11 protein-coding genes and 2 rRNA genes are annotated in these 20,701 nt (G+C 56.0%); 6 read left to right on the top strand and 7 right to left on the bottom strand.

The genetic code is table 11. The features are described from left to right. Window positions 1-362: 362 nt before the first annotated feature. From pgi to ACR8BN_RS17960, 5 genes are all read left to right on the top strand, one after another. Complete coding sequence (pgi, locus tag ACR8BN_RS17940; protein WP_275102590.1) at window positions 363-2,009, top strand: glucose-6-phosphate isomerase; 1,647 nt, start codon at window positions 363-365, stop codon at window positions 2,007-2,009. Window positions 2,010-2,574: 565 nt separating this feature from the next. Next, window positions 2,575-2,823, top strand: coding sequence for an exopolysaccharide production protein YjbE (yjbE, locus tag ACR8BN_RS17945; protein WP_010252668.1), 249 nt, complete (start codon window positions 2,575-2,577; stop codon window positions 2,821-2,823). A gap of 197 nt (window positions 2,824-3,020) precedes the next feature. Beyond that, complete coding sequence (locus ACR8BN_RS17950; RefSeq protein ID WP_031593871.1) at window positions 3,021-3,668, top strand: YjbF family lipoprotein; 648 nt, start codon at window positions 3,021-3,023, stop codon at window positions 3,666-3,668. Further along, window positions 3,665-4,408 (top strand): capsule biosynthesis GfcC family protein, encoded by a 744-nt coding sequence (locus ACR8BN_RS17955; RefSeq protein WP_425023365.1) that lies wholly within the window; start codon window positions 3,665-3,667, stop codon window positions 4,406-4,408. The genes ACR8BN_RS17950 and ACR8BN_RS17955 overlap by 4 nt, the downstream gene beginning before the upstream one ends. Continuing rightward, on the top strand, window positions 4,408-6,498 hold the full coding sequence (locus tag ACR8BN_RS17960) for a YjbH domain-containing protein (RefSeq protein ID WP_033770826.1): 2,091 nt from the start codon (window positions 4,408-4,410) through the stop codon (window positions 6,496-6,498). Before ACR8BN_RS17955 ends, ACR8BN_RS17960 begins: the two co-directional genes overlap by 1 nt. A gap of 286 nt (window positions 6,499-6,784) precedes the next feature. Here ACR8BN_RS17960 and metH read toward each other — a convergent pair whose 3' ends face one another. After that, window positions 6,785-10,420, bottom strand: coding sequence for a methionine synthase (metH, locus tag ACR8BN_RS17965; protein ID WP_434747596.1), 3,636 nt, complete (start codon window positions 10,418-10,420; stop codon window positions 6,785-6,787). A gap of 242 nt (window positions 10,421-10,662) precedes the next feature. Here metH and iclR point away from each other — a divergent pair, with 242 nt between their 5' ends. Beyond that, window positions 10,663-11,490, top strand: coding sequence for a glyoxylate bypass operon transcriptional repressor IclR (gene iclR, locus ACR8BN_RS17970; protein ID WP_010252683.1), 828 nt, complete (start codon window positions 10,663-10,665; stop codon window positions 11,488-11,490). On the opposite strand, the gene aceK is transcribed toward iclR, so the two are convergent. From aceK to ACR8BN_RS18000, 6 genes are all read right to left on the bottom strand, one after another. Further along, complete coding sequence (gene aceK / locus ACR8BN_RS17975) at window positions 11,465-13,213, bottom strand: bifunctional isocitrate dehydrogenase kinase/phosphatase (protein WP_010672197.1); 1,749 nt, start codon at window positions 13,211-13,213, stop codon at window positions 11,465-11,467. The genes iclR and aceK overlap by 26 nt on opposite strands. Window positions 13,214-13,275: 62 nt before the next feature. Then, window positions 13,276-14,577 carry an isocitrate lyase gene (gene aceA, locus ACR8BN_RS17980; protein WP_031593866.1) on the bottom strand — a complete coding sequence of 434 codons (1,302 nt, stop codon included), beginning with the start codon at window positions 14,575-14,577 and terminating at the stop codon, window positions 13,276-13,278. A 17-nt stretch (window positions 14,578-14,594) separates the two neighbouring features. Further along, window positions 14,595-16,193 (bottom strand): malate synthase A, encoded by a 1,599-nt coding sequence (gene aceB, locus ACR8BN_RS17985; RefSeq protein WP_434747195.1) that lies wholly within the window; start codon window positions 16,191-16,193, stop codon window positions 14,595-14,597. 263 nt (window positions 16,194-16,456) lie between these two features. Further along, window positions 16,457-17,386, bottom strand: a complete 930-nt coding sequence (metA, locus tag ACR8BN_RS17990; RefSeq protein WP_031593864.1) for a homoserine O-acetyltransferase MetA — start codon at window positions 17,384-17,386, stop codon at window positions 16,457-16,459. 179 nt (window positions 17,387-17,565) lie between these two features. Then, window positions 17,566-17,681: ribosomal RNA gene (rrf, locus tag ACR8BN_RS17995) — 5S ribosomal RNA — on the bottom strand. Window positions 17,682-17,772: 91 nt separating this feature from the next. Next, window positions 17,773-20,681, bottom strand: a 23S ribosomal RNA gene (locus tag ACR8BN_RS18000). Window positions 20,682-20,701 lie beyond the last annotated feature (20 nt).

Genomic DNA, 20,701 nt, shown 5'->3' on the forward strand with positions numbered 1-20,701 from the left:
CTAGCCTTTTCTGGACCTGCTGTCAATGTCAGCGATGACCGGAGCGCCGCATCAGAAAACAAATGACTCTGCGTCGCAGCGGCTACAGTGCTTAATGGGTTCAGCCCATGCAGCAATCCCTGATACGGCACAACGTTTTGCGCAGACTTTCGCGTCACACTTTACCGCGCGTTGCCTCTGCGGTCCGCTGGCTGTTCGCGCCAGTGAATGCTGGCGATAAACAGCGGCGTTCAGATCGCCTGTCCGGCGCGCGCTGACAAAATTTTTCCTTTCAGTTACAACTGTGGTCATACTGAAACGCTAAACGGGCATGATGTGCCTCCGATGGAATGACGGTTCTTAATATCAACAAGAGTGTTGCCATGAAAAATATCAATCCGACACAAACCGCAGCCTGGAAAGCGCTGCAACAGCATTTTGAGCAGATGAAGTCGGTAGAAATTGCCGATCTGTTCGCCCAGGATGCCGATCGTTTTGCCAAATTCTCTGCCACCTTTGATGATCAGATGCTGGTGGATTTCTCTAAAAACCGCATCACCCAGGAAACCCTCGATAAGTTACAGGCGCTGGCCAAAGAGACCGACCTGAGCGGTGCTATTAAGTCTATGTTCTCGGGTGAGAAGATTAACCGCACCGAAGATCGTGCGGTGCTGCACGTCGCGCTGCGTAACCGGAGTAACACACCGATTCTGGTGGATGGCAAAGATGTGATGCCAGAGGTCAACGCGGTGCTGGATAAGATGAAAGGCTTCTCTGAGCGCATCATCAGCGGCGAATGGAAAGGCTATACCGGTAAAGCGATCACCGACGTGGTGAATATCGGTATCGGCGGCTCTGACCTCGGCCCGTTTATGGTGACTGAAGCGCTGCGCCCGTACAAAAACCATCTGAACATGCATTTTGTTTCTAACGTTGACGGCACCCACATCGCCGAAACGCTGAAAGATCTCAGCCCGGAAACCACCCTGTTCCTGGTGGCATCGAAAACCTTTACCACCCAGGAAACCATGACCAACGCCCACAGCGCGCGCGACTGGTTCCTGAAAACGGCGGGCGACCAGCAACACGTAGCGAAACACTTTGCTGCGCTGTCGACCAACGCCAAAGCGGTGGGCGAATTCGGTATCGACACCAACAACATGTTTGAATTCTGGGACTGGGTTGGCGGCCGCTATTCACTATGGTCAGCGATCGGCCTGTCGATTATTCTCTCGATTGGCTTCGATAACTTCGAGCAGCTGCTGAGCGGCGCACATGCCATGGACCAGCACTTCGCCTCTGCGCCGGCTGAGCAGAACCTGCCGGTGCTGCTGGCGCTGATTGGCATCTGGTACAACAATTTCTTTGATGCTGAAACCGAAGCGATTCTGCCTTACGACCAGTACATGCACCGCTTTGCCGCCTATTTCCAGCAGGGGAATATGGAGTCAAACGGCAAGTATGTGGATCGTGCCGGTCATCCGGTAGACTACCAGACTGGCCCAATCATCTGGGGCGAACCTGGCACCAACGGTCAGCACGCGTTTTATCAGCTGATCCATCAGGGTACCAAGCTGGTTCCGTGTGACTTTATTGCCCCGGCCATTACCCATAACGCACTCGCGGATCACCATCCGAAGCTGCTCTCTAACTTCTTTGCCCAGACTGAAGCGCTGGCGTTTGGTAAGTCACGCGACGTCGTAGAGAAAGAGTTTACCGATGCCGGTAAATCCGCAGAGTCTGTGGCCCATATCGTGCCGTTCAAGGTGTTTGAAGGTAACCGCCCGACTAACTCCATCCTGCTGCGTGAGATTACTCCCTACAGCCTGGGTGCACTGATTGCCCTGTATGAGCACAAAATCTTCACTCAGGGTGCCATCCTGAATATCTTCACCTTCGATCAGTGGGGTGTGGAATTAGGTAAGCAGCTGGCGAACCGTATTCTGCCGGAACTGGAAAACGAGGACGAAATTACCACTCACGACAGCTCCACTAATGCCTTAATTAACCGCTATAAATCCTGGCGTTAATCAGCGTTAATTTCATCGGGCGGCAACTTTGCCGCCCTTTTTTTGTCTGTTTTTACATCTGAATGGGCTGTTTATATCGTCGGGGAGGATGGATTGTCAGGGAAAAGTCTTAAAATCCCCTAAGATAATTCTGAACATCGATACACTGAACGGACCGATCTAAAGTATAAAATGGACCTGAAACGGGACGATCTCTATTGTTAGCCATTGATTCATAATCATATTCAGCTTCAGCAATCCTCAGTAAATTCTGATTATTCTTATTCCGTACCAGATATTAATAAAAAAGAACATTACGCTTTGCAATTGATTCGCCAGCAGCGAAATATCTGGCATCAGCCCGAAATATTCCGATATAAAAAGTAGTTATCCCCAATCCAGCTAATTAAATCACGCGTCCACCCCGCTATTCACCCTGGTTTTTCCGGTGCTGAACTCTGGTATTTTGTTGCCCTATACTGAACGCGCCCGCAATGGGACTGTCCGTCGATTTTGCCGCAGTCTGACTGTGTTGCAACCTCAGCGGACAGAGATCCTTCATTCACTCAATGCAGGAAACGCTGTTATGAAAAAAACTATGGTTGCCGGTGCAGCCTTGATCTTCGTTGCCGTCTCTTCCAGCGCATTTGCTGCGCCGGAAGAAGCTGGTACTGCAGCTGGCGCGCAGGCGGGAGCAATCTCTGCTGGCACGTCGACCGCTGTGGGTATCGGTGCACTTGGCGCGCTGGTCGGGCTCGGCATTGCCGCTTCTGGCGGTGGTGACGGTGCAAATACCGGTACAACAACCACGACCACGACGAGCACCACTCGTTGATGGATGCCCGACCCCCGTCTGATTGCTGATCTGCAGCAAACGGGCAGAGGCTGAACCACTGACTTCGGTGAGTGATGACGCTGAGCCACGTAACCTGTATTTCTGCAGCCGGAACGGGACGGGCAGAGCACCTTTAAACATAACCACACGCCTGTGTGGTTATTTTTTACTTTGGCATGACTTATCAGGGACACACAGTGCGCCAACTTCCTCTGCTGCTCGCTTGCCTGCTGCTGCAGGCCTGTACACAAACGCAAAAAGGTCTTGAACAGACGCTGCTGCTTGCGGTTAACGGTCCGGACGACGTGACCGTTACCGATCAACAGGTCAACAATCTTCCCTATGCCAGTCTCTATGCTCGCCTGAATGAAGGTCCGCGCATTTTTGTGGTGCTCGGCTACAACGAGAAAGGTCAGCAGAAATGGGTGACACAGGATCAGGCGATGCTGGCGACACAGCATGGCCGCCTGGTTAAAACCCTGGGCTTGCCGGATAACCTGCTGAGCGTCAGCAATCTGCAACAGGATCCGCTCGCTGACAGCCTGCATATCAGCAACGGCGCAGGCTGGACCCGCATCGTGCAGTGGACCGAACAGGGCAAGGTTCGCGGCGCGACTGTGCGTTCAACCTTCCAGCGCGGCACCGACGAAGTCCTGACCGTGGCGGGCAACCGCATTCCGTGCCGCGTCTGGCATGAGCAGGTGAGCATCGACAGCAGTAACCGCGAGTGGGAAAACACCTTCTGGATCGATAACAGCAGCGGCGATGTGGTGCAGGCCCATCAGATGCTGGCGGCAGACGCCTTCCCTGTAGATATCACTATTCTGAAGCCGGCGAAATCATGAAAAAAATCACTTTTTTGCTGGCCGGGCTGAGCCTGTTCAGCGCCGCAGAAGCGCAGGCAACCGCGCAGGTTATCGTTCATGCACCGCACAACGGCGGTCAGGCTGAGCTGAGCCAGGTCGCGGATCTGTCCCAGCTGGTGGCTCTGCCTCCACTGCAGGTCAACACTGACTGGCGCGCGACCTTTATTGCCGAGCGCGGCGCCAGTGCAGTAGCACAGCAGCACTATCAACAGACGCTGGGCGCGTTACGTGCCTGGCGTGCCGACAGCAGCGGCGATCGGGCGGCGGCCATTGATGAGGTGATCCGCCAGCTGAACGCCATCAAAGTGGCAGGTCGCCAGTTCACGTCGCTCGACCCGGACTGGATCCGTCTGCATCCGGCTGACAACCGTCGGCTGGAAGGCAGCTATGACCTCTATCTGCAGGCCCCCTCCGATTCTGTGCTGCTGCTCGGCGCGCTGAGCGGCGCAGGCAAAGTGAGCTGGCAGCCGGGTAAATCAGTACGCGACTATCTGGATGGTCATGACGCACTCTCCGGGGCAGAACGCAATTTTGTCACGGTGATTGCACCTTCAGGCACCACACAGCAGGTGCCGGTTGCCTACTGGAATCATCGCCACGCGGAAGTGGAGCCAGGCAGCATTATCTGGCTCGGCTTTTCGTCATGGAGCCTGCCAGGCAGCTATGAAGACCTTAATGAACGCATCCTTTCCGTACTGACTCACCGGATACCAGACTGATGAAAAAACGTTATCTCTTCAGCCTGTTGGCTGTTTCTGTGGCGGCAGCCTGTCAGGCGCAGGCTGACACCTGGCCCGAGCCGGTGGGTCCTTCACAATCCGATTTCGGCGGCGTGGGTCTGATGCAGGTGCCGACGGCGCGCATGGCCAAAGAGGGCGAGTTCAGCCTCAACGCGCGCGACAACGATCAGTACCGATACTACTCCGCGTCACTGCAGCTCTTTCCCTGGCTGGAGACCACGGTGCGGTATACCGACGTACGCACCCGTCAGTACAGTGCGGTCTCAGAATTCAGCGGCACGCAGAGCTATAAAGATAAAGCCTTCGACCTGAAACTCCGTCTGTGGCAGGAGGGCTTCTGGCTGCCGGAAGTGGCGGTGGGCACCCGCGATCTGGGCGGTACCGGTCTGTTCGACAGCGAATATCTGGTGGCGACCAAAGCATGGGGACCGTTCGACTTTACCCTGGGGCTTGGCTGGGGCTATCTCGGCAACAGCGGCACCGTGAAGAACCCCTTCTGCTCATACAGCGACAGCTATTGCCAGCGTCCGCAGGTGGGCGAAGCGGGTTCAATCAACGGCTCGCAGATGTTCCACGGCCCGACGGCGCTGTTTGGCGGCGTGGAGTATCAGACGCCCTGGCAGCCGCTGCGCCTTAAAATGGAGTATGAGGGCAACGACTACCAGAATGACTTTGCTGGTCGCCTTGAGCAGCGCAGCAAGCTCAACGTCGGCGCGATTTATCGCGTGACCGACTGGGCTGACATCAACGCCAGCTACGAACGCGGTAACACCTTTATGTTTGGTGTCACCATTCGCACCAACTTCAACGATCTGCGTCAGGCGCACATCGACAGTGAGAAGCCTTCCTACAATCCGCAGCCGCAACCTAAGTTGCTGGAGCCGACGGTGGTGGGCACTCAGCTGACCGATCTGAAATACAATGCCGGTCTCGATGGTCCGCGTATTCAGACTCAGGGTCACACGATCTATGTGTCAGGCGAGCAGACAAAGTATCGCGATACCCGTGAAGGGGTGGATCGTGCTAACCGCATCATCATGAACCACCTGCCTGACGGCATCGACACCATCAATGTCACCGAGTCGCGCTTTAACATGCCACAGGTGACGACTGAGACGCAGGTCGCCAGCCTGCGTAACAATCTGGAAGGCTATCCGCTGGGCCATGAGCAGCCACTGCAACAGACACGCAAAGAACCGGTCGATCCGGGTAGCACCGAGCAGGGTATGTTTATCCGTCAGGATCGCCTGAACTACAGCCTCTCACCGGTGCTGAATCAGTCGGTGGGCGGCCCGGAAAGCTTCTATATGTATCAGGTCGGCGTAATGGCTAACGCTGATTACTGGCTGACGGATCACCTGCTGGTGGGCGGTAGTCTGTTTGGTAACCTCGCCAACAACTACGACAAGTTCAACTACAACGGCGCACCGGCGGATTCTTCGCTGCCGCGCGTGCGTACCCATATCCGCGACTACGTTGAGAACAACGTCTACGTCAACGATCTGCAGGCAAACTATATGGGCCACCTCGGTAACGGCTTCTATGGTCAGGTTTACGGCGGGTACCTGGAGACGATGTACGGCGGCGTGGGCGGCGAGCTGCTCTATCGTCCGGTCGATGCGAACTGGGCGGTGGGCGTCGATGCCAACTATGTCCGTCAGCGTGACTGGGACAACATGATGCAGTTCAATCGCTATAAAGCCTCAACCGGCAACCTGACGGGTTACTGGCGTCCATGGTTCATGCAGGATGTGCTGGTGAAAACCAGCGTCGGTCAGTATCTGGCAAAAGATAAAGGCGTGACGGTCGATGTGTCGAAGCGCTTCGACAGCGGCGTGATGGTGGGTGTCTATGCCACCAAAACCAACGTCTCGTCTGAAGAGTATGGCGAAGGCGACTTCACCAAAGGCTTCTATATCTCTATCCCAATGGATCTGTTCACCGTGACGCCAACGCGCGGTCGCGCGCAGGTGAACTGGGTGCCGCTGACGCGTGATGGCGGTCAGATGCTGGGTCGCAAGTACCAGCTGTATGATCTGACGTCCGATCGCGACGCGCGCTTTAACTAAGCAGATGGCGGCCTCAGGGCCGTTTCATGCGGTTAACAGAAAGCAGGCTCAGGGAGCATACGCCTGAAGCAAAGCATAGCAATGAGATCGCGCCTGCTCAGGGAACCCGGTCAGATCGGAAAGGCGCTAATGCCATCCCTGGCCGCTCGGCCCGCGCCGTCCCTGGCGCGGGACGCTTTCCTCCTCTGACCGGGTTCCCTGCGCGCTGAGTTTCTTAATTGCTGCCAGATTTAACCGGAGCTGGATTTGTCAGCAGTCTGAAGCGGCCCTCAGGCCGCTTTTTTACTTAGTCCGCGTCGTAGCCGAGATTCGGCGCCAGCCAGCGCTCAACTTCTGTGACCGACATCCCTTTGCGTGCCGCATAATCTTCCACCTGGTCACGCTGGATCTGCGCCACGGCGAAATAGCGGCTGTCAGGATGGCTGAAGTACCAGCCAGAGACTGACGCGCCCGGCCACATGGCAAAGGATTCGGTGAGCTTCATGCCGGTCTGTTCTTCCACCGCCAGCAGACGCCAGATAGCGGCTTTCTCAGTGTGCTCCGGGCAGGCCGGATAGCCTGGCGCCGGACGTATCCCCTGATAATTTTCCCGAATCAGCTCTTCATTACTGAGATTTTCGTTAGGCGCGAAGCCCCAGATCACCTTACGTACCCGCTCGTGCAGGTATTCGGCAAAGGCTTCCGCCAGACGGTCAGCCAGCGCTTTCACCATGATCTTGTTGTAGTCGTCATGCTGACGATCGTACGCCTCCGCAAGCGCATCCTCTTCCAGCCCGCCGGTCACCGCAAAGGCCCCGAGATAGTCCGCTTTACCGCTCGATTTCGGGGCCACAAAATCCGCCAGACAGTAGTTGGCGAAGTCGGTTTTTTCGGTCTGCTGGCGTAAGTGATGACTCACACACAAAATCTCATCACGCCGCTCATCACTGTAGAGATGAATATCATCGCCGACCCGGTTAGCCGGAAAAATACCAACTACGCCACGTGGCTTCAGCAGCGACTGCTGGCTTAATCTGTCGAGCATCGCATTGGCATCGGCAAACAGACGCTGCGCCTCTTCACCCACCACCTCATCCTCCATGATGCGGGGATATTTGCCCGCCAGCGACCAGGTCATAAAGAACGGCGTCCAGTCGATGTAGTTGCGCAGCGTTTCAATGGTGGCCTCCACCTGGCTGACCCCGGAACGATGCGGCACGGGTGGCGTGTAACTCTCCCAGTCAATTGAGGTGGCGTTATCGCGCGCCGCCTGCAGCGAGACCGGCGGCGTGCGCGGCTTTTTGCGTGCATGCTGAATGCGCACGGTCTCGTACTCTTTGCGGGTTCGGGCGACGAAATCCTCTTTTAAGGTAGCGGAAAGCAGCGACGACACCACGCCAACGGTGCGTGAGGCGTTCTGCACGTAGACCGTCGGGCCGCTGTAATGCTGCTCAATTTTGACAGCGGTATGCGCCTTCGAGGTGGTCGCGCCGCCAATCAGCAGCGGTAAGGTAAAGCCCTGACGCTCCATCTCTTTCGCCATGTTGACCATCTCATCCAGCGACGGCGTAATCAGGCCTGATAAGCCGATGATGTCCGCATTCACTTCGCGCGCCGTTTTAAGAATTTTTTCGCCCGGCACCATCACGCCAAGGTCAATGATTTCGTAGTTATTACACTGCAGCACCACGCCGACAATGTTTTTGCCGATGTCGTGCACGTCGCCTTTGACCGTGGCCAGCACGATTTTACCGTTGCTGCGCCCCGCCTCTTTACTGGCTTCGATAAAGGGCTCCAGATACGCCACCGCCTGCTTCATCACGCGCGCCGATTTCACCACCTGCGGCAGGAACATCTTGCCCTCACCGAACAGGTCACCGACCACGTTCATGCCGGACATCAGCGGGCCTTCAATCACCTCTATCGGCCGTGGTACCTGCTGGCGCGCCTCTTCGGTATCCTGCTCGATAAACTCGGTGATCCCCTTGACCAGCGAATACTCCAGCCGTTTCACCACGTCCCAGCTGCGCCATTCCGCGAGCTGTTTTTCCTGCGCGCCATCGCTTTTGCCGCCACGGTATTTCTCCGCCAGCGCCAGCAGCCGCTCGGTGCCATCATCCCGCCGGTTAAGAATCACATCCTCTACCGCCTCGCGCAGTTCTGCTGGCAAATCATCATAAATCGCCAGTTGGCCTGCGTTGACGATGCCCATATCCATGCCTTTACGGATGGCGTAATAGAGAAAGACGGCATGTATCGCTTCACGCACCGGATCGTTGCCACGGAATGAAAACGATACGTTGGAGACGCCGCCGGAGATCATCGCATGGGGCAGCTCGCGCTTGATATCTTCGCAGGCACCAATGAAATCCATGGCGTAGTTGTTATGTTCATCGATGCCGGTGGCGACCGCAAAGATGTTGGGGTCGAAGATAATATCTTCCGGCGGGAAACCGACCTGTTCGGTGAGGATCCGGTAAGCACGGCGGCAGATCTCAATTTTTCGGGCGCGGGTATCCGCCTGCCCCACTTCGTCAAACGCCATGACCACCATCGCCGCGCCGTAACGCCGGACCTGACGGGCATGATGAATAAAGGCCGCTTCACCCTCTTTCATCGAAATTGAGTTCACGATCCCTTTGCCCTGAATGCACTGCAACCCTTTCTCAATCACCTCCCATTTTGAGGAGTCGATCATGATCGGCACGCGGGCGATATCCGGTTCGCCAGCAATCAGATTCAGAAAGCGCACCATCGCCGCCTCGGCGTCGAGCATGCCTTCATCCATGTTGATGTCGATGATCTGCGCGCCGCTCTGCACCTGCTGCAGCGCCACTTCCAGCGCTTCGTTATACTTCTCTTCTTTGATCAGCCGTTTAAATTTTGCCGAGCCGGTGACGTTGGTGCGCTCACCGACGTTAACAAACAGTGACTCTGCGGTGATGTTAAGCGGCTCCAGACCGGAGAGACGACAGGCCACCGGGATCGTCGGCAACTGACGCGGTGCGACGCCTTCAACCGCCGCCACCATGGCAGCGATATGTTGCGGTGTGGTGCCACAGCAGCCGCCGATAATGTTCAGGAATCCGGCGGTGGCCCATTCACCAATCTGCTGCGCCATCACTTCCGCATCCAGATCATATTCGCCAAAGGCATTGGGCAGGCCGGCGTTGGGATGGGCGGTCACATAGCCTTCAGCGATGCGCGACAGTTCCGCCACATACTGACGAAGCTCGTCGGGTCCCAGCGCGCAGTTCAGGCCAAAAGAGAGCGGTTCGGCGTGACGCAGCGAGTTGTAAAAAGCTTCGGTGGTCTGGCCGGAGAGCGTTCGGCCGGAGGCGTCGGTGATAGTGCCGGAGATCATCAGCGGCAGCGCAACGCCCAGCGCTTCCATCTCGGTCTGCACCGCATAGACGGCTGCTTTGGCATTCAGCGTATCGAACACCGTTTCAATCATGATGATGTCGGAACCGCCCTCCACCAGCGCGCGGGTCGATTCGCGGTACGCCTCCACCAGCTGATTAAAAGTAACGTTACGGTAGGCAGGATCGTTGACGTCGGGTGAGATCGAGCAGGTGCGGTTGGTCGGGCCGAGCACACCCGCAACATAGCGCGGACGATCCGGCGTTTTCGCCGTCCACGCATCGGCGCAGGCTCGCGCCAGGCGGGCCGCTTCAAAATTGATCTCCGCCGATAAACTTTCCATCTGGTAATCCGCCATCGCAATCGACGTGGCGTTAAAGGTGTTGGTTTCGAGGATATCCGCACCCGCCGCCAGATATGCGTCGTGGATCTCGCGGATCACCGCTGGTTTACTCAGCACCAGCAGATCGTTGTTGCCTTTGAGATCGCAAGGCCAGTCAGCAAAACGGCTGCCGCGATAATCCTCTTCTTCCAGCTTATAGCTCTGGATCATGGTGCCCATACCACCATCCAGCACCATAATGCGTTGTGCGAGCTGCTGTTTTAACGCGTCGATTTTATTGCTCACTGTTGCCCCATTCACGTCAGTCTGCTGGCGGAAAAGCCCGTTTTTCATTCTGGCACAAGCTGGTCAGGCGACAAAGTAACCTCGAATGAGAGATTTTCAGGTCACGGCTATACAGGTCTGACCAGAAAACCAGCGTTTGCAATGCGCGTGATTAAAACGAAAATGATTTCCACAATGTAAAAGGAGAAACAATGATGGCAACGCCGGTTCCTGTTAAGCGCGGCAAGAAACCCCGTGGCACCCCTGTCGCCGCACCCGCGGGCGGTCAGGTGCAATCGCTGACCCGCGGCCTGACGCTGCTGGAGCTGATTGCTGACTCACATGGCAGCGTAGCGCTGACCGAGCTGGCTCAGCAGGCGGGTTTGCCTAACTCCACCACGCATCGCCTGCTCAGCACCATGCAGCAGCAGGGTTTTGTCCGGCAGGTGGGCGATCTCGGGCTGTGGACGATCGGCGCACACGCCTTCGTGGTCGGCAGCAGTTTCCTGCAGAGCCGTAACCTGCTGGCGCTGGTACACCCGGTGCTGCGTAGCCTGATGGAGCAGTCCGGTGAAACGGTGAATCTGGCGGTGCTGGATCTCAGCGATCACCAGGCGGTGATCATTGATCAGGTGCAGTGTACCCAGCTGATGCGAATGTCTGCGCCGATTGGCGGCAAGCTGCCGATGCATGCGTCTGGCGCAGGCAAAGCGTTTCTGGCCCATCTGGGCGATGAGCAGGTCACCGCCCTGCTGCATCAGAAAGGATTGCATTACTACACGCCGAAAACCCTGATGTCACCGCAGAGTCTGAAAGAGAATCTGGCGCTGGTGCGCAAAGCGGGCTTCTCGTTTGATGATGAAGAGCATGCGCTTGGACTACGCTGTGTCGCCGCGCCGATCTATGACGAACATGGCGAGGCGTTTGCCGCGCTCTCCATCTCCGGCCCCATCGCCCGCATGACAGACGATCGGATTACTGAATTAGGTGCACTGGTCATCCGCGAAGCGCGCCAGGTTACGCTGGCGTACAGCGGTCGTTAACTTTATCTGCGCCGTAGCAGACGCTGAAACGCTGCGTCTGCCGCCAGGCGATCACCTCTTCCACATGGCCCTGGGCAATGCGCTGCTGCTGCGCGCGCCACCAGCGGGCGTCGAATATCTCCGGATGCAGTTGCAGCAGCAATGCGCCGGTAGCGGCTTCACTGCATAACGCATAGCGGAAGGTTTCCGGGAAGACATCGTCCGGCCCGACGCTGTACCAGGGCTCGGCGCTGAGTTCATCCTCCTCATAGCGCGCCGCGGGCACCTCCCGGAAGTGCAGCTCCTGCATCGGGCGAATCTCATCGTAATCGTAAAAAATCACCCGGCCATGGCGGGTGATGCCGAAGTTTTTAAACAGCATGTCTCCGGGAAAGATATTGGCCGCCGCCAGCTGTCGGATGGCATTGCCATACTCCTCAATCGCGTGACGTCGCTCTGCGGCATTCGCCTGGGCCAGGTAGAGATTGAGCGGCTGCATACGACGCTCCAGCCACAGGTGACGAATAATCAGGCGATCGCCTTCGATATGCAGCTTCTCAGCCACGCAGGCATGGAGTTCTGCCAGCAGCGCCGGTGAGATGCGCGACAGCGGCAGCGCAAACTGTTCGAACTCCTGCGTATCCGCCATACGTCCCACGCGATCGTGCTCTTTGACCTGCTGATAACAGGCGCGGACCTGTGCTTCCGTCACCTCTTTTTGCGGCGCGAAGCGATCCCTGATGACCTTGAACACCCAGTCAAAGCCCGGCAGCGTGAAGACCAGCATCACCATGCCGCGCACGCCGGGTGCGATCTCAAAGGCCGTCTCATTCTCTGCCAGCGCCTGAAGATATTCGCGATAGCTCTCGGTTTTACCGTGCTTCTGGCAGCCAATCGCCATATAGCGCTCCGCCAGGGTTTTGCCAGGCAGAATCGGTTGCAGCCAGGCGACCAGCGCCGCAGGCACCGGCGCATAAACCATGAAATAGGCGCGGGCAAAACCAAAGACAATGCTGGCGTCATTCACATCGGTCAGACAGGTGTCGATCCACAGTTCGCCCGTTTCACTGCGCTGGATCGGCAGCAGACAGGGCAAGATGCCTTCCGGCAGATGCAGGCGCGCCACCAGCCAGGCGGTTTTGTTACGATAGAAGAGTTCACTGTTGACCTCGAGCCAGCCCTGGTTCAACCGGGGAAAATGCGACTGCAGGTGGCGGACAATCCAGCCGACATCGCGAGCGCGCTGCTGCCACGGCAACGTCAGCGGTAAATCGCTCAACACCTGATCCACCAGTGCCAGCCAGCCCCGCTCCGGCTGATAACGGCGCGATAACGGGCGCAAAGGTGTGACCGGTGCGGTCAGGGATTGAGAGCTGAAGATAAACAGCCGGTCCGGCTGCAGATCGGCATGTCCATGTAACCGGCAGTAGACAGAATTAAAGAAGCTTTCGGCAATTTCATGCCGTGGATAGCCGGGCAGCAGGCTTTGATAGTGGTCCTTAACCCGCAGCCAGAACATCTCATCCCAGCTGGCCGCACCGTTCAGCACCCGCAATTGATCGGCAACCAGGCTGACGTGATGATCATAGAGATGAATGCGGGCCTTCATGGCATGCTGCACCGCCTGCCATTCCGCCTGCTCAAACCGCTGCTGCGCGCCAGCAGTGATGTCGAGAAAGCGACCATACTGTGCATCAAAACCCTGCAGGATAGTGTGGGCGATCAATGATTCGCGTGGCGGCATAATCAGCTCCGGTAAACGCCCGCCCGCGGTTTGCGGACGGGGAATCAGTCAGAGAAAAAGGGTCAGAACTGATGCTCTTCGGTCGAACCGGTGAGCGCGGTGACCGAGGACTTACCGCCCTGAATGATATTGGTCACCTGATCAAAATAGCCGGTGCCCACCTCCTGCTGATGCGATGAGAAACTGTAACCGCGATCGCGGGCAGCGAACTCAGGCTGCTGAACCTTTTCAACATAGTGACGCATCCCTTCGCCCTGGGCGTAGGCGTGGGCCAGATCGAACATGTTGAACCACATGCTGTGGATGCCCGCCAGCGTGATGAACTGGAAGCGATAGCCCATATCGCTGAGCGCCTGCTGAAACTTCGCGATGGTGCGATCGTCGAGGTTCTTCTTCCAGTTGAACGACGGTGAACAGTTGTAGGCCAGCAGCTTGCCGGGGAAACGCGCATGAATGGCGTCGGCAAAGCGCTGCGCCATCGCCAGATCCGGCGTTGAGGTTTCACACCACAGGATGTCTGCATAAGGTGCATAGGCCAGCCCGCGACTGATCGCCTGTTCAATGCCGGCGTGGGTGCGAAAGAAGCCCTCTGCCGTCCGGTCGCCCTGGATAAAGGGCCGATCGTATTCATCGCAGTCTGAGGTAATCAGGTCAGCGGCGTCGGCATCGGTGCGTGCCAGCAGCACGGTTGGCACGCCCATCACATCGGCAGCCAGCCGTGCCGCCACCAGTTTCTGAATGGCTTCCTGAGTCGGTACCAGAACTTTGCCGCCCATGTGACCGCATTTTTTTACCGCCGCCAGCTGATCTTCGAAGTGGACCGCCGCCGCGCCCGCCTGAATCATCGCCTTCATCAGCTCATACGCATTCAGCACGCCGCCAAAACCAGCTTCAGCATCGGCCACAATTGGCAGGAAGAAATCGGTATGCCGGCTGTCCCCCGCTTCAATGCCGCTGGACCACTGAATCTGATCGGCGCGCTGAAAAGTCTGATTAATGCGCGTCACCACCTCCGGCACCGAGTTCACCGGGTAGAGCGACTGATCGGGATACATCTGCCCCGCCACGTTGGCATCCGCAGCCACCTGCCAGCCAGAAAGGTAGATCGCTTCGATGCCCGCTTTGGCCTGCTGCAGTGCCTGCCCGCCGCTCAGCGCACCCAGGCTATTGATATACCCTTTCTTCGCCTCGCCATTCAGCAACGCCCATAATTTCTCCGCACCGCGCTCTGCCAGCGTACAGGCGGGCAGGACCGAGCCGCGCAGATTGACGACTTCTGCTGCGCTGTAAGGGCGGCTAATGCCCTGCCAGCGTGCGGTCTGCCAGAGTTGTTCCAGTTGATCGATCTGTTGAGTACGTGTCATGGCAATAGCTCCTCTGTTCAGGGGATCAGGCGATAGCCTGGCAGGGTAAGAAAGGAAACCAGCTCGCGCTCGGTGGTGATCTGAGCCATCAGCTGCGCCGCGTCGTCATAGCGACCGGCGCTGAAGTGGGCTTCGCCCAGCGCGTTTTGCAGCAGATGCAGCTCTTCGTTCAGCCAGCGCAGAAACAGTTCAGCTGTGACCTGCTGACCGTTGTTCAGCATTTGCTGATGACGAATCCATTGCCAGATTGAGGTGCGTGCGATCTCAGCGGTGGCGGCATCCTCCATCAGTCCGTCAATCGGGACACAGCCGTTACCGCTGATCCACGCTTCCAGATATTGCAGCGCAACACGGATGTTGGCGCGCATACCGGCTTCGGTGCGCTCACCCTGACAGGGCGCCAGCAGTTGCTCCGCCGTGATCGGCGCATCCTCTTCCCGCATGACCTGCAGCTGGTTTGGCCGGTCGCCCAGCGCGGTGTTGAAGACCGCCATCGCGGTCTCTGCCAGACCAGGATGAGCAATCCAGGTGCCATCATGCCCGTTACCTGCCTCCCGCTGCTTATCTTCCGTCACGCGCTGCAGTACCCAGGCATTGCGCGTAGGATCTTTAGCGGGGATGAGCGCTGACATCCCGCCCATCGCAAAAGCGCCCCGGCGATGACAGGTTTTAATCAGCAGTCGCGAATAAGCGTCCAGGAATGGCTGAGACATGGTGACGGACTGGCGATCCGGCAGCACGCGATCCGCATGCTGTTTCAGGGATTTGATATAGCTGAAGATGTAATCCCAGCGGCCACAGTTGAGGCCAACAATGTGATCGCGCAGATTCCACAGGATCTCATTCATCTGAAACACGGCGGGTAAGGTTTCGATCAGGACAGTGGCTTTGATCGTGCCATGCGGCAGATCGAACTGATCCTCGCTGAAACTGAAGATCTCACGCCACCAGGCGATCTCCTGCCAGCTCTCGGTTTTCGGCAGATAGAAATAAGGACCGCTGCCTTTGGCCAGTAATGGCCGGACGTTGTGGAAGAAATAGAGCGCGAAATCAAACAGCCCGGCCGGAATTGCCTTCCCCTGCCAGCTGACATGTTTTTCTGACAGATGCAGACCGCGCACCCGGCACATCAGCACGGCAGGGGTAGCGCCGAGCTGATAAATTTTGCCTTTGTCGCTGGTATAACTCAGGGTGCCCTTTACTGCTTCGCGCAGTGTCAGCTGCCCTTCAATCAACTTCGACCACTCCGGAGACAGCGAATCTTCAAAGTCGGCCATAAAGACTTTAACATTTGAGTTCAGGGCGTTAATTACCATTTTCCGATCGGGTGGGCCGGTGATCTCGACCCGACGATCTTCTAAATCTGCCGGAATAGATTGAATACGCCATTCACTGGCTCTTATGGAAGCCGTTTCCATATCGAATTCTGGCAGATAGCCCTGGTCATATTGCTGCTGACGCTGCTGGCGAGCCGATAACAGCACTTCGCGTTGCGGTGCAAAGCGTGCGACCAGAGTCTCTAAAAAAGAAACAGCCTCGGGCGTTAACAGCTGCTGTTCGGCATGGCTAAAGGGCTGGCTGAAAATCAGGGTATGGCTGATCACTGAGTCTGTCATGCTGGCGTTCTCCTGTATTTAAAGGATCGAAAGCAGCGGATCCACACGGTGTTTATTTTGTAAGCTACAGGATCAGAGCATAAGCATTTATTTTTTTAAATCAAAAACTATTTCCATTTTAATGGAAAGATAAATCTATCCTCATGTTTTATCTGTAATAAAACTTTAATCCATTAAAGGAATTGCTTTCATTTGACTTTTTGCAGGCGAAAAAAAACCGTGTTGCCATCGGCTAACACGGTTCAGTTGATCTTCAGACGGGACTATTCCAGCGTTGGGTTCATGTGACGCAGATCGAACGGCGTGATCTGGTAAACGTAGTAGTTGAGCCAGTTCGAGAACAGCAGATTGCCGTGACTGCGCCAGGTGGCGCGGGGTGGCAAGGCCGGATTATCCTGCGGGAAATAGTTATAAGGGACTTCCGGATTCACTCCCGCTTCATAATCGCGATGATACTCACCAGACAACGTCAGGGCATCATATTCCGGGTGGCCGGTAACGAACACCAGACGTTTGTCTTTACTCGCCATCAGATAGGCACCGGTTTGTTCCGATTCAGCAAACAGCTCAAGATCGGTGTAATCCGTAATCAAATGAGTGGGAAAATCAGCATAGCGTGAGTGCGGTGCGAGGAAATTATCATCAAAACCGCGGGTCAGTAACGCATGGGGATGCAGTATCTGATGCTCATAGACGCCAGACAGTTTGTTATGCCGGGTTTGCTTGGGAATACCATACAGAATGTTAAGCGCAGCCTGCACCGCCCAACAGACAAACAGGGTTGAGGTGACATGCTCATTTGCCCAGTGCAGAACGCGCTGAATCTGTGGCCAGTAAGCGACATCATTAAAATCAACCAGCCCGAGTGGCGCACCTGTCACGATTAAGCCATCGTAGTTATCATGCTGGATATCTTCAAAATTGCAGTAGAAGTTGTTGAGGTGCTCAGTGGGTGTATTGCGTGACTCACGGCTGTCGATGCGCAGCAGCTGAATATCGATCTGTAAGGGCGAGTTGGAAAGCAGACGCAGAAACTGATTCTCCGTTTCGATCTTTTTCGGCATCAGATTCAGTATGAGCACTTTAAGCGGGCGGATCTCCTGAACACTGGCGCGCGACGATGTCATCACAAAGACATTTTCGTCACGCAAAAAATTCACTGCCGGTAATTCGTCGGGAACCCTGATTGGCATAACCTGCTCACCTCTTACAACCATATAAACGTTTAGACATCCAGATGCCCAACATTAGCCTGTTCGTTGTAAGATGTCGAGGTTTGATGCAGAAAATGAAAATGTTTCAGCTTAACGTGGCAAAGCGCGGACGTAAAAAAGCCCCGCACTACTGTGCGGGGCTTCTTCACTTGTTTAATGCCTGGCAGTTCCCTACTCTCGCATGGGGAGACCCCACACTACCATCGGCGCTACGGCGTTTCACTTCTGAGTTCGGCATGGGGTCAGGTGGGACCACCGCGCTAAAGCCGCCAGGCAAATTCTGTCTCCGCGCCGCCCGTAAGGCCGCGCAGATATATCCGGTTCAGGCTGAAAATTGTGTCTCTCAAAAACGCCTCTGGCGTTGTAAGGTTAAGCCTCACGGGTCATTAGTACCGGTTAGCTCAACGCATCGCTGCGCTTACACACCCGGCCTATCAACGTCGTAGTCTTCAACGTCCCTTCAGGACTCTCAAGGAGTCAGGGAGAACTCATCTCGGGGCAAGTTTCGTGCTTAGATGCTTTCAGCACTTATCTTTTCCGCACTTAGCTACCGGGCAATGCCATTGGCATGACAACCCGAACACCAGTGGTGCGTTCACTCCGGTCCTCTCGTACTAGGAGCAACCCCCCTCAATTCTCCAGCGCCCACGGCAGATAGGGACCGAACTGTCTCACGACGTTCTAAACCCAGCTCGCGTACCACTTTAAACGGCGAACAGCCGTACCCTTGGGACCTACTTCAGCCCCAGGATGTGATGAGCCGACATCGAGGTGCCAAACACCGCCGTCGATATGAACTCTTGGGCGGTATCAGCCTGTTATCCCCGGAGTACCTTTTATCCGTTGAGCGATGGCCCTTCCATTCAGAACCACCGGATCACTATGACCTGCTTTCGCACCTGCTCGAGCCGTCACTCTCGCAGTCAAGCCAGCTTATGCCATTGCACTAACCTCACGATGTCCGACCGTGATTAGCTGACCTTCGTGCTCCTCCGTTACTCTTTAGGAGGAGACCGCCCCAGTCAAACTACCCACCAGACACTGTCCGCAGCCCGGGTAACGGGCCTACGTTAGAACATCAAACATTAAAGGGTGGTATTTCAAGGTTGGCTCCACGCGAACTGGCGTCCGCGCTTCAAAGCCTCCCACCTATCCTACACATCAAGGCTCAATGTTCAGTGTCAAGCTGTAGTAAAGGTTCACGGGGTCTTTCCGTCTTGCCGCGGGTACACTGCATCTTCACAGCGAGTTCAATTTCACTGAGTCTCGGGTGGAGACAGCCTGGCCATCATTACGCCATTCGTGCAGGTCGGAACTTACCCGACAAGGAATTTCGCTACCTTAGGACCGTTATAGTTACGGCCGCCGTTTACCGGGGCTTCGATCAAGAGCTTCTCCTTACGGATAACCCCATCAATTAACCTTCCGGCACCGGGCAGGCGTCACACCGTATACGTCCACTTTCGTGTTTGCACAGTGCTGTGTTTTTAATAAACAGTTGCAGCCAGCTGGTATCTTCGACTGGCTTCGGCTCGGGGAGCAAGTCCCTCCACCTACGCGCCAGCGTGCCTTCTCCCGAAGTTACGGCACCATTTTGCCTAGTTCCTTCACCCGAGTTCTCTCAAGCGCCTTGGTATTCTCTACCTGACCACCTGTGTCGGTTTGGGGTACGATTCTGTGTTACCTGATGCTTAGAGGCTTTTCCTGGAAGCTGGGCATTTATCACTTCAGCACCGTAGTGCCTCGTCGTCACGCCTCAGCGTTAACAAGCGTCCGGATTTACCTGGACACTCCGCCTACACGCTTAAACCGGGACAACCGTCGCCCGGCTGATATAGCCTTCTCCGTCCCCCCTTCGCAGTAACACCGAGTACAGGAATATTAACCTGTTTCCCATCGACTACGCCTTTCGGCCTCGCCTTAGGGGTCGACTCACCCTGCTCCGATTAACGTTGAACAGGAACCCTTGGTCTTCCGGCGAGCGGGCTTTTCACCCGCTTTATCGTTACTTATGTCAGCATTCGCACTTCTGATACCTCCAGCATGCCTCACAGCACACCTTCGACGGCTTACAGAACGCTCCCCTACCCAACAACGCATAAGCGTCGCTGCCGCAGCTTCGGTGCATGGTTTAGCCCCGTTACATCTTCCGCGCAGGCCGACTCGACCAGTGAGCTATTACGCTTTCTTTAAATGATGGCTGCTTCTAAGCCAACATCCTGGCTGTCTGTGCCTTCCCACATCGTTTCCCACTTAACCATGACTTTGGGACCTTAGCTGGCGGTCTGGGTTGTTTCCCTCTTCACGACGGACGTTAGCACCCGCCGTGTGTCTCCCGTGATAACATTCTTCGGTATTCGCAGTTTGCATCGGGTTGGTAAGCCGGGATGGCCCCCTAGCCGAAACAGTGCTCTACCCCCGAAGATGAGTTCACGAGGCGCTACCTAAATAGCTTTCGGGGAGAACCAGCTATCTCCCGGTTTGATTGGCCTTTCACCCCCAGCCACAGGTCATCCGCTAATTTTTCAACATTAGTCGGTTCGGTCCTCCAGTTAGTGTTACCCAACCTTCAACCTGCCCATGGCTAGATCACCGGGTTTCGGGTCTATACCCTGCAACTTAACGCCCAGTTAAGACTCGGTTTCCCTGCGGCTCCCCTATACGGTTAACCTTGCTACAGAATATAAGTCGCTGACCCATTATACAAAAGGTACGCAGTCACCCCCATAAAGAAGGCTCCCACTGCTTGTACGTACACGGTTTCAGGTTCTGTTTCACTCCCCTCGCCGGGGTTCTTTTCGCCTTTCCCTCACGGTACTGGTTCACTATCGGTCAGTCAGGAGTATTTAGCCTTGGAGGATGGTCCCCCCATATTCAGACAGGATACCACGTGTCCCGCCTTACTCATCGAGCTCACAGCATGTGTGTTTTTGTGTACGGGAGTATCACCCTGTACCCTGCGACTTTCCAGACGCTTCCACTAACACACAAGCTGATTCAGGCTCTGGGCTGCTCCCCGTTCGCTCGCCGCTACTGGGGGAATCTCGGTTGATTTCTTTTCCTCGGGGTACTTAGATGTTTCAGTTCCCCCGGTTCGCCTTGCAGCACTATGTATTCATGCTGCAATGATGCACAGAGTGCACCGGGTTTCCCCATTCGGACATCGACGGCTGTAGCGGTTCATATCACCTTACCGTCGCTTTACGCAGATTAGCACGTCCTTCATCGCCTCTGACTGCCTGGGCATCCACCGTGTACGCTTAGTCGCTTAACCTCACAACCCACAGGCGTTTT

Origin of the sequence: Pantoea sp. Lu_F5_004 (assembly GCF_051136245.1) — a bacterium.
Lineage (GTDB): Bacteria > Pseudomonadota > Gammaproteobacteria > Enterobacterales > Enterobacteriaceae > Pantoea > Pantoea agglomerans.

Bases quoted from the DNA above. Each gene is read 5' to 3' on its own strand.
- ACR8BN_RS17960 (WP_033770826.1), top strand. From the start codon at position 4,408: ATGAAAAAACGTTATCTCTTCAGCCTGTTGGCTGTTTCTGTGGCGGCA.
- metA (WP_031593864.1), bottom strand. From the start codon at position 17,386: ATGCCAATCAGGGTTCCCGACGAATTACCGGCAGTGAATTTTTTGCGT.
- aceK (WP_010672197.1), bottom strand. From the start codon at position 13,213: ATGCCGCCACGCGAATCATTGATCGCCCACACTATCCTGCAGGGTTTT.
- ACR8BN_RS17955 (WP_425023365.1), top strand. From the start codon at position 3,665: ATGAAAAAAATCACTTTTTTGCTGGCCGGGCTGAGCCTGTTCAGCGCC.
- yjbE (WP_010252668.1), top strand. From the start codon at position 2,575: ATGAAAAAAACTATGGTTGCCGGTGCAGCCTTGATCTTCGTTGCCGTC.
- aceA (WP_031593866.1), bottom strand. From the start codon at position 14,577: ATGACACGTACTCAACAGATCGATCAACTGGAACAACTCTGGCAGACC.
- pgi (WP_275102590.1), top strand. From the start codon at position 363: ATGAAAAATATCAATCCGACACAAACCGCAGCCTGGAAAGCGCTGCAA.
- aceB (WP_434747195.1), bottom strand. From the start codon at position 16,193: ATGACAGACTCAGTGATCAGCCATACCCTGATTTTCAGCCAGCCCTTT.
- metH (WP_434747596.1), bottom strand. From the start codon at position 10,420: ATGGTGCTGGATGGTGGTATGGGCACCATGATCCAGAGCTATAAGCTG.
- iclR (WP_010252683.1), top strand. From the start codon at position 10,663: ATGGCAACGCCGGTTCCTGTTAAGCGCGGCAAGAAACCCCGTGGCACC.